This window comes from Paenibacillus sp. NN59 (assembly GCF_057597225.1).
In genome coordinates this window covers 5,464,160-5,479,898 of the sequence record NZ_CP199678.1, presented here as the reverse complement: position 1 = coordinate 5,479,898, position 15,739 = coordinate 5,464,160, and the positions used below count along the sequence as shown (strand labels likewise).

The window sequence follows — 15,739 nt, the reverse complement described above, 5'->3', positions numbered from 1 at the left end:
AGGAAATGGGGCGAAATCTTGTCAATTTTAATGATTTTTAGCTAAATATTAAACAGAGACCCTTACATTACCTAAAAATTGGGATATTGCAGAATAAGCAGCCCCTATTCGAGTCGAACGGCTACCAAGTGCAGCCCATTCCACTTGCAGACTTCGACGGTGATAAGGCAGAGTACGTTCCTCGACCACCTGTTTGAGGGCAGATTCAATCCAAGGTTTAGCTTCCGAAAGCGGCCCGCCAATAATAATACGCTGCGGGTTAAAGCTATTTACAATGTTGGTAATGCCGACGCCCAGCTTGCGTCCAATGATGTCGTACAATGCTATCACGTCCTGGTGTCCATTCTGAGCATGTTCAACCAGTTCCTTGGTCGTATGTGCAGGCAAGTGCTGCTGATCCGGGTGTTCGTATACTTTTTCCGAAGCATATAACTCCCAGCATCCCCGATTACCGCAAGAACAAGGCAGACCCTCTGCTTCAATGGACATATGTCCAGTCTCACCCGCGTAACCCCACGCACCCTTATATAATTCACCATCAACCATAATGCCTGAACCAATCCCGATTCCTGCACTGATATAGATCAGATGACGCACACCAACACCTGCACCAAAGTTTAATTCGCCCCGTGCTCCCGCGTTGGCCTCATTATCAATGGTGACAGGCAGGTTGAAGCTTTCTTCCATCATGGATCGCAAAGGCACCATCTCCCACTTCAAGTTGGGCGCAAACAGTACGGTTCCTTGCTCATCCACCATCCCTGGAACACCGATGCCTATGCCAATTACTCCATGCGGAGAGGGGGGAGCCTGCTTTATCAGGTGACTAGCGGCCAGCTTTAATTGTTCAAATACAGACGTTGCATCATGCTGCTTCAGATCGACGGCATAATCGGCAACGATATGACCTTCGAGGTCGGTGAGTACTCCCTTCAAACGCGTTACGCTCAGTTCCAGACCAACAGCATATCCAGCCGTACTTCTGAAAAGCAGCATTAGCGGTTTACGTCCACCACTAGATTCTCCTGGCCCAATCTCCTGCACCAACTCATCGCTGATCAGATCCGCTACCAGATTGGAAACCGTTGCTTTGTTGAGACCGGTCACTTCGGACAATTTCGCCCGGGAAAGGGGGGCATGACGGCGAATCGTATCCAGTACGATCGATTTGTTTATTTTTTTGACCAGCATCTGGTCTCCGGTAATTTTCATATCGATAAGGCACTCCTATTCTTTCTCTTTTTATATAAATTGAACTGAACAGATTTACACGGACACTTCGATGACAGAATAACCTTTCGATCGCTGTTATCCCCAGATTTTTCGATTCCACTATTAAAGGGGAAAATCCGGTGATAAATGCGAACACTTCGCTTCTACAGGTTTTTTCTGTCCTCTCCGTTCATGTGTAAATTAAATGGTTCAACTTATATAAGTAAAGGCTCTCATGTACATCCGCTAAGAAGCTATTCGACTATTATAGCGTAAACAAAGCGGGAAAAAACAATTTTATTTTTACTTTGTTTAACCAATAGACAAAGTAAATCTGATGTGTTAGGATAACGGTGTAAACGATTTCTTAAACAAACTCTTTTAAAACTTTTGAGGAGGCATTTATCACATGGCCTATTTTGAATCCGTTAATAAGATTGCATTCGAAGGTAAAGATTCCAAGAATCCATTTGCTTTTAAACATTATAATCCGCAAGAAGTTGTTGCTGGCAAGACGATGGAAGAACACTTCCGTTTCGGTATGGCTTACTGGCACACATTAACTGCAGGCGGTAGTGACCCGTTCGGCGCTGAAACAGCATTACGTTCATGGGATAGCTACTCCGGTCTGGATAAAGCGAAAGTTCGTGTGGAAGCGGCTTTTGAATTTATGGAAAAAATGAATCTGCCATACTACTGTTTCCACGATGTAGACGTGGCTCCAGAAGGCGCATCACTGCGTGAATTCTACAGCAACATCGACACCATCGTTGATTTGCTGGAAGAGCACATGAAAGCAAGCGGCAAAAAGCTGCTGTGGAACACAGCTAACATGTTCTCCAACCCACGTTTCATGTTTGGTGCAGCATCCACTTGCAACGCAGACGTATATGCTCACGCAGCAGCGCAGATCAAAAAAGGTCTGGAAGTAGGTAAACGTCTCGGTGCAGAAAACTATGTTTTCTGGGGTGGCCGTGAAGGTTACGACACATTGCTGAACACGGACATGCAACTGGAGCAAGACAACATTGCTCGTATGTTCCATATGGCTGTTGACTATGCAAAAGAAATCGGCTTCGACGCTCAGTTCCTGATTGAGCCTAAACCTAAAGAGCCAACAAAACACCAATACGACTTCGACGCAGCAACTTCCATTGCGTTCTTGCAAAAATATGATCTCGACAAACAGTTCAAACTGAACCTTGAAGCGAACCATGCAACGCTGGCTGGTCACACATTTGATCATGAAATCCGCGTAGCGCGTATCAACGGCATGCTCGGTTCCCTGGATGCGAACCAAGGCGATCTGCTGATTGGCTGGGATACGGACGAGTTCCCGGTTGATATGTATGATGCTACTCTGACCATGTACGAAGTGTTGAAAAACGGCGGTTTGGGCAAAGGTGGCGTAAACTTCGACGCGAAAGTTCGTCGTGGCTCCTTCGAACCTGAGGATCTGTTCCTGGCTCACATCGCAGGTATGGATACGTATGCGAAAGGTCTGAAAGTCGCTTCCAAGCTGATCGAAGACCGTGTATTCGATGAATTCATCGAGCAACGTTACAGCAGCTTCAACGAAGGCATCGGTGCAGAGGTTGTTGCAGGTAAAGCAACACTTGCTTCCCTCGCGGAGTATGCTTTGAACAACGAAAACCCACGCAAAAACCAATCCGGACGTCAGGAATTGCTGAGAGCAAAGCTTAACCAATACATCCTGGCTGACTAGGGTGGGTCTGAAAACGCTGAAGGAAGCAGATTTTGCCGAATTTTCGTTCCAAACCAGGGAGTTTACCGCAGGCGTGCCGGGGCACGTCAAGGGAAAGTGACGCAGTATGGGGCGAAAAGGGGTAAAAGATGCACTTCAGTGGGTTTCAAGACACGCCCCGATAACAGTCTTAGAGGAAGAGTAGATTCCTGCCCAAGCGTACTGCCTATGGCTAGATCATTGCCGTAGATAAAGCAGGAATCATACCTCTTCCTACTCGGTGCAAAAGTATGTTGCACCCTGGACGTTGAATAAGCGTGACATTCAAACCGTCCCCGCTTTCCTCTGGGAAGGCGGGGACGGTTTGTTGTCATTGTTGGCCCCCGAGTTGCCCCAAACGAGTACGTTTGTACCGTTTGAAAGCAACGTTACAAGGGGCATGCAGAAACGGAGTGAGCAGAAAGGACCCGGAGAAACGAAGTGTTCGCATTTACAACCGGATTTCACCTATGAAGAGGGGACAGTGAAGAAATCCGGGGGTAAGGGGCGATCGGAGGGTTTTCTGCACACGGAGTGACCGGGCATGGCGCACCACCAACGCTTTATGCTTTTAAATAAACCAATGACGATTGAAATGTCATTGGAACCCAAGTTGCCCCAAACGAGTACGTTTGTACCGTTTGAAAGCAACGTTAGAAGCGGCATGCAGAAACGGAGTGGGCAGAAAGGACCCGGAGAAACGAAGTGTTCGCATTTACAACCGGATTTCACCTATGAAGAGGGGACAGTGAAGAAATCCGGGGGTAAGGGGCGATCGGAGGGTTTTCTGCACACGGAGTGACCGGGCATGGCGCACCACCAACGCTTTATGCTTTTAAATAAACCAATGACGATTGAAATGTCATTGGAACCTAAGTTACCCCAAACGAGTACGTTTGTACCGTTTGAAAGCAACGTTAGAAGCAGCATGCAGAAACGGAGTGAGCAGAAAGGACCCGGAGAAGCGGAGCGTTCGCATTTACAACCGGATTTCACCCTTGAAAAGGGGAAGTGAAGAAATCCGGGGGTAAGGGGCGATCGGAGGGTTTTCTGCACACGGAGTGACCGGGCATGCCGCACCCAAGGTTTCAATCCTGTATAAACGAAAGGAGTATACTTATGAGTTATGTGATTGGCGTCGATCTCGGAACGAGCGCGGTTAAGACCGTTTTGGTCAATCGTGAAGGCAAAGTGGCATTTGAAGCATCGGAGGCCTATCCGTTGTACCAGCCTAAAGCTGGATATAGTGAACAAAATCCAGAGGATTGGGTGGAGCAGACAATTGTGTCGCTTCGCAAATTGCTGGAAGTATCTGGCGTACAGCCTTCCGAGATTGAAGGATTAAGCTTCTCCGGGCAGATGCACGGGCTGGTGCTGGTGGATGCAGAAGGTAAACCACTGCGCAATGCCATCCTGTGGAACGATACCCGAACGACAGCACAGTGCCGTCGGATTGAGAAGGTTCTTGATAGCAAGTTACTCAGCATTGCCCGGAACCGTGCATTGGAAGGATTTACGTTACCTAAAATCTTGTGGGTGCAGGAAAATGAACCTGAATTGCTGGAACAAGCGTCTTTGTTTCTGTTGCCAAAAGACTACGTCCGTTACCGCCTGACTGGCGATTACGCGATGGATTATTCCGATGCAGCGGGTACGTTGCTGCTGGATGTGGCAGGCAAACAATGGAGCACGGAGATCGCATCCGCATTTAATCTGCCGATGACGCTTTGCCCGCGCCTAGTTGAATCATTCGACGAAGTCGGCACCTTGTTGCCTGAGATTGCAGAGCAAACAGGCTTGGCGCCAGCAACCAAAGTATTTGCTGGCGGTGCCGATAATGCCTGCGGTGCAATTGGTGCAGGCATATTGAGTGAAGGACAGACGATGTGCAGCATCGGTACGTCCGGAGTTGTTCTCTCGTACGAAGAACGAAAGGATCTCGATTTCGAAGGGAAAGTGCACTTTTTTAACCATGGTGAGAAAGATGCCTTCTATATTATGGGTGTGACGCTGGCAGCAGGATACAGTCTCTCCTGGTTTAAAGACACCTTCGCAGCGGACAAATCATTTGATGCTCTTCTACAGGGCATTGACCAGATTCCGGCAGGAAGCAACGGTCTGTTGTTCACGCCATATATCGTAGGGGAGCGCACACCTCACCCGGATGCCAACATTCGCGGCAGTTTTATCGGCATGGATGCCGGGCATAAGCTGGAGCATTTTGGACGTGCTGTAATGGAAGGCATCACCTTCTCGTTACGTGAGTCGATTGATATTTTGCGTGGTGCAGGTAAGACGGTCAATGAGGTGATCTCCATTGGAGGCGGAGCGAAGAACGAAGCTTGGCTGCAGATGCAAGCGGACATTTTCAATGCAACGATTGTGAAGCTGGAGAGTGAGCAAGGTCCGGCGATGGGGGCAGCTATGCTGGCGGCTTATGGCAGTGGCTGGTTCCCGACAATGCAAGAGTGTGCGGCGGCGTTTATTCGTCCAGCGAAATCTTACGTACCAAACCCGGAGACGGTAGCGGTATATGACGGTTTGTTTGCCCTTTATCAAGAGGTGTACGGACAGACATGCGGCTTGAATGATCGTTTGGCGGCATATCGTTAAATCGAAGGTGTTCATAAGTAGTCCGTATTCAAAAATAAACAGAATAGAAGTATCCTGATCCAAAAGCATTCGCGCAAGCGAGTGCTTTTTTTGTGTTAGGTGTGAAGTAAATCCCGAGGTGGCTATGCCGGAACACTTTGCCCTGCATAACCGGATTCCAGCTTAGCATAGATTGGATATAGAGGGTTTGCGTCTAAAAGAACCGGAAGCATGGGGGTGTGGGGTTGGAAGAACAGGAGCAACACAAACGGGAACAGGGCAAGGAACAACCAGTTAGGAAAAGGCCGCATATCACCTTATCCATGATTGTATGCAACGAGGAGAAGCGATATCTTAGGCAGGCACTTATGACACATCGTGCATGGATTGATCGGGCTGTCATTATTGATGATGGAAGCACGGATGGGACGGCTGCTATGTGTAGGGAGCTTTTACACGGTATCCCTCTAGTACTAGTGCAGAATCCGGTCTCGCGTTTTTCCGATGAGGTGAGTCTGCGAAAACAACAATGGGAGGAGACCCTTTCAACTAACCCGGAATGGATTCTTAATCTGGATGCAGACGAGGTTTTAACGCCGGATTTTGGTGTTTTGAGGGATGACCTCTTAAGTGGAATGGAAGAAGCGATTTACTTCCGTTTATATGATATGTGGAGTGAGACTGCGTACCGGGAAGATATGTACTGGCAGGCTCATATGTATTATCGGCCTTTTCTAGTCAAGTATCGTCCCGGGATGGTCTATGAATGGAAGGAAACACCGCAGCATTGCGGACGATTCCCGTTGAGCATTCAGCATCTGCCCTATGCCTGTCATCCCCCGCGAGTAAAGCATTATGGCTGGGCAAGAGAAGAAGACCGCGTTCGCAAATATGAGAGATACCAAACACTGGACCCCGAAGCAAGGTATGGCTGGAAAGAGCAATATGAATCGATATTGGATGCAGAGCCTCGGCTTATTCCATGGTCTGATTAAGGGAAGGGAGTGAGCTTCATTGGTGAAAGACCCGTTAGAACGTAAAAATAGTAACAAAAGTGTCCAAGGTGAAACACAAGCGGATACCATACCCTCCAAATCTCAGAAGGAGAGCCAACATCGACAGCCACAGCCACAGGAAAAGGAAAAGGAAAAGGAAAAGGATGAGGATGAGGACATCTCGCAAAGTACCCGTGAGCGTATCCTGATTGCTAGCCCTGTACGGCAGACAGCTGCCATTCTGAATGAATTTCTGAATTCCCTGCAGAGCCTTGAGCGAAAGACGGTGCGTACAGACTATTTGTTTGTAGATGATAATGAGGAGGAAGCCTCCTCCCAAATGTTGAACGATTTTGTACTTCGACATAACGGTAAGGTGATTCATGTTCGCGATATGAATGGTACGGGGAGTGGGGACGCGGACGACCCAGGAAACTACAACAAAGATGAAGGTGGGCATTACTGGAGAAACGAACAGGTATGGCGAGTGGCCAGGCTGAAAAATAACATTTTACAGTACGCACGTGAACATCAATATGATGGCGTGTTTCTGATCGATTCTGATCTGGTGTTGCACCCTCGAACGCTGGAACAATTGGTATCGAACCAAAACGAGATTGTATCCAATATTTTTTGGACCAGCTGGCAACCGGGAACAAAGGAAATGCCGCAAGTATGGCTTCAGGATGAATATGCACTCTATCGGCGGGGGGGTTCAGCTCTCGAAGCAACAGAGGCGCAGGATGAGGACGCACAGGCAAGCGCCTTTCTAAACCAGCTACGTATTCCGGGTTGTTATGAGGTGGGCGGGTTAGGCGCTTGTACTCTAATTCGGCGATCTGTACTTGAAGCGGGAGTGAATTTTGACCGTATTCCGAATGTTTCTTTTTGGGGAGAGGATCGTCATTTCTGCATTCGTGCACAGGCATACGGATTTCAACTGTTTGTGGACACCCACTACCCAGCCTATCATATCTATCGTTTGTCCGATTTGCCGGGGGCGGCGGCCTATAACCGCAGAATTAAACGAGGCGAAGAGGGAATTCGAATTAGCTTATGTATGATTGTAAAAAATGAAGAAACTTCCCTCGCCAGATGCCTGGATTCCGTAAAAGGAATTGCCGATGAAATCGTCATCGTGGACACAGGTTCCACGGATCATACAAGGCAAATTGCGGCTCAGTACACCGACTGTATTTTCGATTTTGAGTGGGTGGATGACTTTGCGGCGGCACGTAATTTCGCCTTCGACCAAGCTTCCTGTGAATATATTATGTGGCTGGATGCGGATGATGTGTTTGAACCGCAGGATCGCGCCAAGCTGATCGCATTGAAACAGTCGCTTGATCCGGCTGTGGACAGTGTAACGATGGATTACAACCTCTCCTTCACGCCAGAGGGCAAGGTCTCGTATAGTCTGCGGCGAAATCGTCTGGTGCGGCGGGATCGCCAGTTTCGCTGGATTGGTGCAGTGCATGAATATCTTGCTGTAGCAGGCAATTTGCTGCATAGTGATGTGGCTGTGACCCATAAGAAAGATAAGGTGTATACAGATCGAAATTTGCGAATATATCGCAAACGTGAACAGGCCGGTGAAGACTTCTCACCACGTGACCTCTATTATTTTGGCAATGAACTGAAAGACCATGCTTTTCATGAGGAAGCCATAACCTACTATGAGAAATTTCTGGACACCGGACTGGGATGGGTGGAGGATCGGATTGCCGCCTGCCAGAAAATCGCGGATTGCGAGGCAGTACTGAAACGTCCGGAACGGGAATCGGCGGCGTTGTTTCGTTCTTTTGCCTATGATTTGCCTAGAGCAGAGGTGTGTTGCCGACTGGGTGGATATTTTGCTGACAGAGAAGACTACCGCCAAGCTATATTCTGGTACGAACAGGCTGTGCAGGCGAACCGTCCAGGTGATCCGATGGTTGTACTGAATGAAGGCGCATGGACTTGGATGCCGCATCTGCAATTATGTGTATGTTATGATCGAATGGGCAACCGAGCGAAAGCGAAGGAGCACAACGATATTGCCCTAACTTATCATCCAACTCACCCAAGCATGTTGTACAATGATCGATATTTTAAGGATTTGGCGAAGGAAAGTGTAATGGAGAACGCATAGAGTTTAGTTTAATGGGTTTGAATAGCGATACATGATCAGCACGTTAGTTGCCATAATGCATGTAATGCACGGAGATGTTGCATGTGTAACTCCTCCTTTTCAAAAAAACTAGAATGAATCCCAAGGTTAAAAGAGTCCGCCTCTTCGCGATGAAGAGGTTTTTTGTTTCTATTTTAAAAACCAAAATTAAGGAGGTGTATCCACATGGGAGAACATCGGTGGCATTATAAATGAAGAATTTAAGTAACAAGCGGTGAATTTTATCCAAAACATAAACGAAGGCGCTTGGGGATCTCGAGGAAGAACGTAATATCTCGAAGGATAAGTTTGTGGAAAACCCTCGCTCCGAGTTTTCTTTGGAGAATGTATCTCGGAGTGGATGTTAAAATGTCGGAGCGGTTATTACATTACGTTAATGGGATTCATGGTGCGTGGGTAATTGGCTCCGACTTTATTCTAACGATCACAGGAGAGCTTATTTCAAGACTTTTGGGGGGTTGAAAATTCTAATGATCACCACAGATGCTATTTCGCCAAAAATGGACAAAATCGGGTGAAATCATAACTAATTTGAGTAAATAAGCTCTCTGGAGATCGTTAGAAAATAAAAAGTGGCGAATCAGGCCAAATAAGCTCACTGGTGATCGTTAGAAGATTTAAATGCTATAATGCTATGCCTAATCCGAATCGGCTTTCATAAATTGCAACCACATAATGAAAATGTCTTGATGTCTTGATGTCTTGATGTCTTGATGTCTTGATGTCTTGATGTCTTGATGTCTTGATGTCTTGATGTCTTGATGTCTTGATGTCTTGATGTCTTGATGTCTTGACACCACTGGTGGACTTATTGTTGCTTTGTTTAAATTCCCTAACTTCACATCACTACGTCCACAGTTCCCTAATATGGATTAATGTATTTCATCCAATGGAGCATATGCATTACAATAGTTTTTAACAGAAAAGCAGTGTACACCAAGACGGGTCCTCGGCTGCCGAATCTGAACGAAGTAAGGGAGTGAATGGATATGAATCTGACAGAAGTATTACTCGAATCCAGACTGGTCGCAATTGTACGTGGCATAAGCCGGGAAGCGGCGGTGACAGCCGGTCAGGGGATGACCGAAGGCGGCATTCGTCTAATGGAAGTCACGCTGAATACACCGAATGCGCATCAGATCATTGCTGACTGGCGCGAACGTCACGAAGGACAAGCCTATGTCGGCGCAGGCACGGTACTCAATGTGAGCATGGCGAAGGAGGCCGTGTCTGCAGGGGCACAATTTTTGGTCTCCCCCAATGTCGATCTGTCTGTCATTGAATATGCTGTAGAACACGGTGTTGAGATTTGGCCCGGGGCCATGACACCTACGGAGATTGTTGCTGCGCATGAAGCAGGAGCACGGGCTGTAAAGCTGTTTCCTATGGCTAGTCTGGGTATTCCATACCTGCGTGAAATCAAGGCACCTCTCGATCACATCCCACTGCTCGCAACGGGTGGTGCGACGCTGGAGAATATCGCTTCCTATTATGAGGCAGGTGCAGCCGCAGTAGGCTTGGGAAGTGCACTTTTGCCAAAAGAAGCTCTGAATTCAGGAGATAGTGCACAGATTGCAGAGCGAGCGAGAGCATTTGTGAAGGCGGCGACAACGAGAACAGACCGGTAGACTGAGGTTAGGTAACGGTAAGAGTAAAGGCAGTGGAGTAGAGGTTTTAATTTAAGAACAAATAAGTAAATTAGGCGTAATGGGGTATATATATAAAGAGTTTACACGGTTAATCGTTATAACAAACAAAAAGTAGAGATCATTTAACGTGTAGTTGATCCTGTTATCGTATGATAAGCGTATGTCAGTAGCCAGAGAGGAGAGAGGCCTTGTGAAAGCGAGAACGATGATTGGCGGTATGTTGGCAGTGGCCGCTGTAACTGCGGGTGGTTTATGGAAGGCGGCGGTAAAAAGCCAGACACCCAAAAAAATTCCGATTACGTTAACACCGCCGATGCCTTTTGAGGATATTACCTTTGAAAGTGGAGGGGGACAGGTGCAAGGTTGGTTCATTCCAGCGAGACCCGATGTTCCTAAGCCCTGGCCGCTCGTAATCATCGCACATGGCTGGGGTTCCAATCGTTCTCGTGTATTACGCTATGCACGCCCCATCTGGGAGGCCGGGTATGCACTGTTTATGTATGATGTACGTAGTCATGGAGCCAGTGATCCTGTTCGTGCTGCATCGGCCTATCTGTTCAGGGACGATCTACTGGCTGCGTTGACCTATGTATCAGGCCGTTCCGAGATTGATCCCGAAGCTATTGGCGTGTTGGGGCATTCCTTAGGTGGACTGGGGACGATTCTAGCAATTACAGAAGGCATTCCAGTTTCCGCCGTGGTTACCGACTCCATGCCATCCCAATTTCAGGTGATCGTCAGTTCGGAACTGAGACGCCGGCGTTTGCCGCTGTTCCCACTGGCACAGTTGATCCCCCGAATCTGGTTTTGGCGGTTAGGTGAGTCTTTAAAGACTTATCAGCAGAATGATGCCGTAATGATGCTGAATGAGCGGAGAAGAAGCATGCAGTTGCCATTCCTGATGGTACACTCCAAAGGGGATAACTTTATTCCGCCGAGTGAACTGGAATATTTTATGTCCAAAGCCGATCCGCCGGTAGAGCATCTATGGGTTAACAGTGAAGGACACAGTTGCTCAGAGGAAGACCCGGCTTTCTGGGACACGGTGATTCCGTTCCTGAAAATGCATGTTCGTTCTGCTCCAGAGCGAGTTACGCATGATGAAGCTACAATAAATCAGGACGGAACAGATCTGCATCATAGTGCAGGTTGATAGAAGGAAACGCCAACTTGATTGGCGTTTTTTTTTTTTTGTTTTTTCATTATACAGAAATTCACAATTGTAAAATTACCCGGAAAACAGCGATTAAAAAGGAAGCTTATGGTATCATAGATTAGAATGGCAAAATTCATGCGAGAGTATTTATGATGCATCCTGCATGAGATTGAAGGGAGAGGTAACCATTTTGAGTTGGGATTGGAACATGAATGGAAGGCTAAAAACGTTCACAGCCAAAGCCGCAGCAACAGCAATGGCAACTCTGCTGTTTACGACACAGGTACCGGGTTTGACGGGGAGCGCATCCGCTGCTCAGGCGGGAACTGGCTCAGTGAATGAAGCAGTGTCGGGGGAAAACGATCAACTAGACGTAACAAGCAATGACGTGCCGGAGGGTGCAAAAATTTCATCCAGGCAAGCCGCTGATAATATATTAAAGCTGTTTCCGTTATTAAGAAAAGCGACGATCTCGTCCGCTAATTTCGATGTATCCAATTCCTATCCACCGCCGGATTACAAGGTATGGGATATTGGATTTCAAATTGTACAAGGTAATCATTCCATGGGATTCAGCGCGAATGTGCATGCAGGTACGGGGGAAGTCCTAAGCGTACATTTGCCATCTGAATTTGTGGAGAGTCAGCTGTCATCCGGTTCAGATGTTCAACTTACCAAGGAAGAAGCTGAAAAAACAGCTTTGGAACTGCTACATCAGGCAATTCCTGAACTACAGGAAGGACAGTATGTGCCGCTAGGAGACACGGTTTCACCTGTGGAACAACAAGCGTTATTTGGCCGCAATGAATATCAGTTTGTCTATAACTTAAAACATGATGGCGTCGTGTCGGATGCAGAGACAGTCTACATAACTGTGGATGAGAGAGGTCAAGCCACATCGTATTCACGTTCGACCATCTCGGCGAAATATCCTTCCTCCAAGCCGAAGGCCTCGGAAGAGCAGGCCAGACAGGTATTTGAAGATGGATTTGATGTAGAGCTTGCCTATATCTCCAAAGAACAATGGTCATCCAGACAAGGGCAAAAATATGTTCTCGGTTATTTGCCCAAAGGTGATAGTATGGGGCCGATTAACGCTAACACGTTAGACCGAATTGACGTGATGACAGGAAAAGCCGTGGACAAGAGCAGTTCACAACAAAATAAAAAAGTAACAGGCAATCGGCCGGCATTTGTTGCAGCCAGCGGTCAGCGCTTAAATGTGCAACAGGCAGTAGAGCGGGTTGCAGCCAATTTTGACATACCCAAGGATTACAAACTCGAACACAGTCAATTAACCAAAGGTTACTATGGCAATGCGAACAGCCAGGTCTGGAGTCTAAGCTGGAGCAATCGCAATGCAAACATATCCTATATGTTCATGCGTGATATTTCGGCGCAGGTCGATGCGGTTACCGGACAGGTCTACAGCTACAACTTGATGCAACGGGTTGGACCAGAGATGGGGCAGGAAAAGCCTTCTCAAGAGAAGGAGAAAAAGACGGTTACTTCAACACAGGCCGAGAAACTTGCAATAAATACGATCATTGCCGCTGTACCACAAGCCAAAGAGCAGTATCAATTGGCCAGAATGATAGAAGCAGACGATGCTCGTACGTTTGTATTTCAGCGTTATTTGAACGGGATTCGGGTTCAGGATGACACGGCACAGGTGCAGGTAAGGAACAATGGGGATATTACTGAATTCTATACACGCCTCGCGGCATCTCCTGAGCAACTACCGACAGATATTACACCTGCAATCTCTTACGAAAAAGCTAAAGAACTCTATCTGAAGAAATATACGTTAACGTTGAATTATGCTCGTTACGGTGGGTTCGGTTTGGGTACTAGTGAACCTGTACCTGTGGGGGTGAATTTGGCTTATGTACCTGTAAGCGGTAAGAAATCTCTATACAATTTGAATGAATTGCTGGATGCTAATACAGGTCAATGGTTCTTCATGTACGGTCTAGACCATGCGGCATCTCAGATCGAACCGACAGATATTGCGGGTCATATTGCTGAATCAGCTTTGCGTAACATGACCAAGCATAAGGTGTTGATTGCTGACGAGCAGGGACGTGTATTTCCGGATCGGGTCATTACCCGGGGGGATTGGTTCAACTATCTGGCAAGAGCAATTAATCCGAACATGGACATGTACTATAACAGCGAGAGCAATGAGAAGCTTTTTGCTGATGTAACGATAGAAAGTCCGTATTACAAGGCAGTGAAAGTCCTTATAGATCAACGATGGATCGGTGGAGCTGACCCTGAGAAGCAGCTAAAACCTGAGGAAGAAATGACACGTGAGGAATTGGCGGTCTTGCTGATGCGTATTCTGCGTTATGAGAAGCTCGCCGGATTCTATATGCAGCCGTCAGATTTGCCTAACATTGCCGACGCCAGTGCGATCAACAATAAGGGCGCTGTTTCTCTGAGCTTGAAGCTTGGCTTGTTACCTTCTATTGAGGGAAGATTCATGCCTGCTCGCAAAGTAACGGTATCTGAGGCATCTCAAGTTCTTGAACGACTTGCCAAGTTGCAAGGGAAGACGGACACGTTCATGACGGGTAGCCGCCTTTATTGATTCCAGGCAGGCTGACCTGCATTAATGTGTACGAATCTGTACGCATGCAAAGCCACTCATAAATTGCTCCAGAAAGACATAGGATGAAGTGAAGCGGCAAACATGATGACTGCAACTAAAGTTCAAGGGGCCTTCCGAGAAGGTCCCTTTTCCACTTGATTCCACTAAGATTGGAAAGATACAAGTCGAATTATTCTTTTACACGTTAACGAAGTGGACTGTGTGAAATTTTTAATTCAACTTATATACAACAATGAAAGCAAGACCTTTTATGATACAATAGGGCATGAGAATGCTACGAAGAAGGGTGGGGTCCTTTCATGGGTAAGAACGGTAAACGAGTGATCACCATGTTGCTGGCAGGCTGTCTTGTTGCCGCTTGGTTGCCGCGTACAGTTGACCTGGATCAATTGTATGCAGCGTCAGGCACGTCCGAACTATCTACAGCGACGGATTTGCGTCAGACACTGTTGAATGCGATGTCGCAGCGTACAGAGAAAGTGGTGTTTACCTACAAGGGGAATGTGAAGGGCCTCAAGAAACAGTTGCAGACCTCTATCGATGAAGCAATGAAGAGTGATCCTTATATTCAATATACAGTGAAAAGTTATGCGTTTAACTATAAAGGCTCCAATACATCGGCCGAGGTGGATGTGACCCTCTCTTACCGGGAAACGAAGGCGCAGACCGATTATGTGAATCGGAAAGTAGCTAGTGTGCTCAAAGAAATTATTAAACCCGGCATGACGAGTCATGAGAAGGTTAAAGTTATTCATGATTGGATTGTGCTGAATCTTGCTTATGATACTTCATTACAAAAATATACGGCTTATGACGGACTTGCGACAGGCAGTACCGTATGTCAAGGATACTCCTTGCTTACTTACCGCATGCTGGAGCGGGTAGGGATTGAAAATCGCATCGTTGAAGGTCAAGCAGGCGGGCAACTTCATGCCTGGAACCTGGTGAAGCTGGATGGAAAGTGGTACCATATGGACACGACGTGGGATGATCCAACACCTGATCGCAAAGGCGTTGTGAGTCATAGCTACTACTTGTTAAGTGATAAAGAGATGGCGCGTGACCATGTCTGGACAGGCAAAAACAAGTACCCTGCAGCCTATGCACCTTACCGTGATGCTCTGCTTAAACTGGCGAAGACGGACGGAAACAAGCAGGAGGTATACCAAAAGCTGTACCATGCACTGGAGTATTCTCTGTATAATGAACAGGATGCAGTCAAGGAACGCGCAGTGCTCAAAACCAAAGTTCAGGGTGTGCTAAATGAGGGCGGAACTTCGTTAACCTTCAGATATAAGGGCACAGAGAGCAGTTTGATCGAAGATTTGCAGGATCTGTACCAGCTGGGTATGAAGTCAATCTCTTATTTTGTCTCCAAGATGGAAGATACAACAGATCTGCGTGTCAAAATTAACTGGACCTTGTAATAGAGGGCAGGAGCATATAGTCTGGTTCAGGTTCAGTGGCGTCAAATATAACTGTATCAACGTATCTTCGTACCAAGAGCACCGCATGACGGGTGCTCTTTTTGTTGTCCAGTCTGCCAGCATGTCCATTGTCTATTTTTTGTATAGGTTCCCCTGTTATTCTATTCCTCGGCGTCTGCC

9 protein-coding genes and 1 pseudogene are annotated in these 15,739 nt (G+C 47.1%); 9 read left to right on the top strand and 1 reads right to left on the bottom strand.

All coding sequences use genetic code 11. The features are described 5' to 3' along the window. Positions 1-48 precede the first annotated feature (48 nt). Positions 49-1,212, bottom strand: a complete 1,164-nt coding sequence (locus ACT89M_RS24035) for an ROK family transcriptional regulator (protein WP_154891738.1) — start codon at positions 1,210-1,212, stop codon at positions 49-51. 409 nt (positions 1,213-1,621) lie between these two features. Between ACT89M_RS24035 and xylA the strand changes: the two genes are divergently transcribed. The 9 genes and pseudogenes from xylA (at position 1,622) to ACT89M_RS23990 (ending at position 15,559) form a co-directional block, all read left to right on the top strand. Next, on the top strand, positions 1,622-2,938 hold the full coding sequence (xylA, locus tag ACT89M_RS24030) for a xylose isomerase (protein ID WP_308723211.1): 1,317 nt from the start codon (positions 1,622-1,624) through the stop codon (positions 2,936-2,938). A gap of 1,137 nt (positions 2,939-4,075) precedes the next feature. After that, positions 4,076-5,569 carry a xylulokinase gene (gene xylB / locus ACT89M_RS24025; protein WP_487344855.1) on the top strand — a complete coding sequence of 498 codons (1,494 nt, stop codon included), beginning with the start codon at positions 4,076-4,078 and terminating at the stop codon, positions 5,567-5,569. Between the two features lie 224 nt (positions 5,570-5,793). Then, positions 5,794-6,543, top strand: a complete 750-nt coding sequence (locus ACT89M_RS24020; protein WP_308723215.1) for a glycosyltransferase — start codon at positions 5,794-5,796, stop codon at positions 6,541-6,543. Positions 6,544-6,565: 22 nt separating this feature from the next. Then, a pseudogene (locus ACT89M_RS24015) lies at positions 6,566-7,162 on the top strand (glycosyltransferase family 2 protein); the annotation flags it as partial. A gap of 441 nt (positions 7,163-7,603) precedes the next feature. Beyond that, positions 7,604-8,674: a glycosyltransferase gene (locus tag ACT89M_RS24010; RefSeq protein WP_373323293.1), complete on the top strand. Its 1,071-nt coding sequence runs from the start codon at positions 7,604-7,606 to the stop codon at positions 8,672-8,674. A 1,028-nt stretch (positions 8,675-9,702) separates the two neighbouring features. After that, positions 9,703-10,341, top strand: a complete 639-nt coding sequence (locus tag ACT89M_RS24005; RefSeq protein ID WP_308723217.1) for a bifunctional 4-hydroxy-2-oxoglutarate aldolase/2-dehydro-3-deoxy-phosphogluconate aldolase — start codon at positions 9,703-9,705, stop codon at positions 10,339-10,341. Positions 10,342-10,552: 211 nt separating this feature from the next. After that, a complete protein-coding gene (locus ACT89M_RS24000) occupies positions 10,553-11,515 on the top strand; it encodes an alpha/beta hydrolase (RefSeq protein ID WP_253491369.1) in 963 nt (320 codons plus the stop codon). A 193-nt stretch (positions 11,516-11,708) separates the two neighbouring features. Next, positions 11,709-14,111: a YcdB/YcdC domain-containing protein gene (locus ACT89M_RS23995; protein WP_308723218.1), complete on the top strand. Its 2,403-nt coding sequence runs from the start codon at positions 11,709-11,711 to the stop codon at positions 14,109-14,111. Positions 14,112-14,431: 320 nt separating this feature from the next. Next, on the top strand, positions 14,432-15,559 hold the full coding sequence (locus tag ACT89M_RS23990; protein ID WP_090924460.1) for a transglutaminase domain-containing protein: 1,128 nt from the start codon (positions 14,432-14,434) through the stop codon (positions 15,557-15,559). Positions 15,560-15,739 lie beyond the last annotated feature (180 nt).

Coding starts and splice junctions, on each gene's coding strand:
- ACT89M_RS24035 (WP_154891738.1), bottom strand. CDS start 1,212: ATGAAAATTACCGGAGACCAGATGCTGGTCAAAAAAATAAACAAATCG.
- xylA (WP_308723211.1), top strand. CDS start 1,622: ATGGCCTATTTTGAATCCGTTAATAAGATTGCATTCGAAGGTAAAGAT.
- xylB (WP_487344855.1), top strand. CDS start 4,076: ATGAGTTATGTGATTGGCGTCGATCTCGGAACGAGCGCGGTTAAGACC.
- ACT89M_RS24010 (WP_373323293.1), top strand. CDS start 7,604: ATGATTGTAAAAAATGAAGAAACTTCCCTCGCCAGATGCCTGGATTCC.
- ACT89M_RS24005 (WP_308723217.1), top strand. CDS start 9,703: ATGAATCTGACAGAAGTATTACTCGAATCCAGACTGGTCGCAATTGTA.
- ACT89M_RS23990 (WP_090924460.1), top strand. CDS start 14,432: ATGGGTAAGAACGGTAAACGAGTGATCACCATGTTGCTGGCAGGCTGT.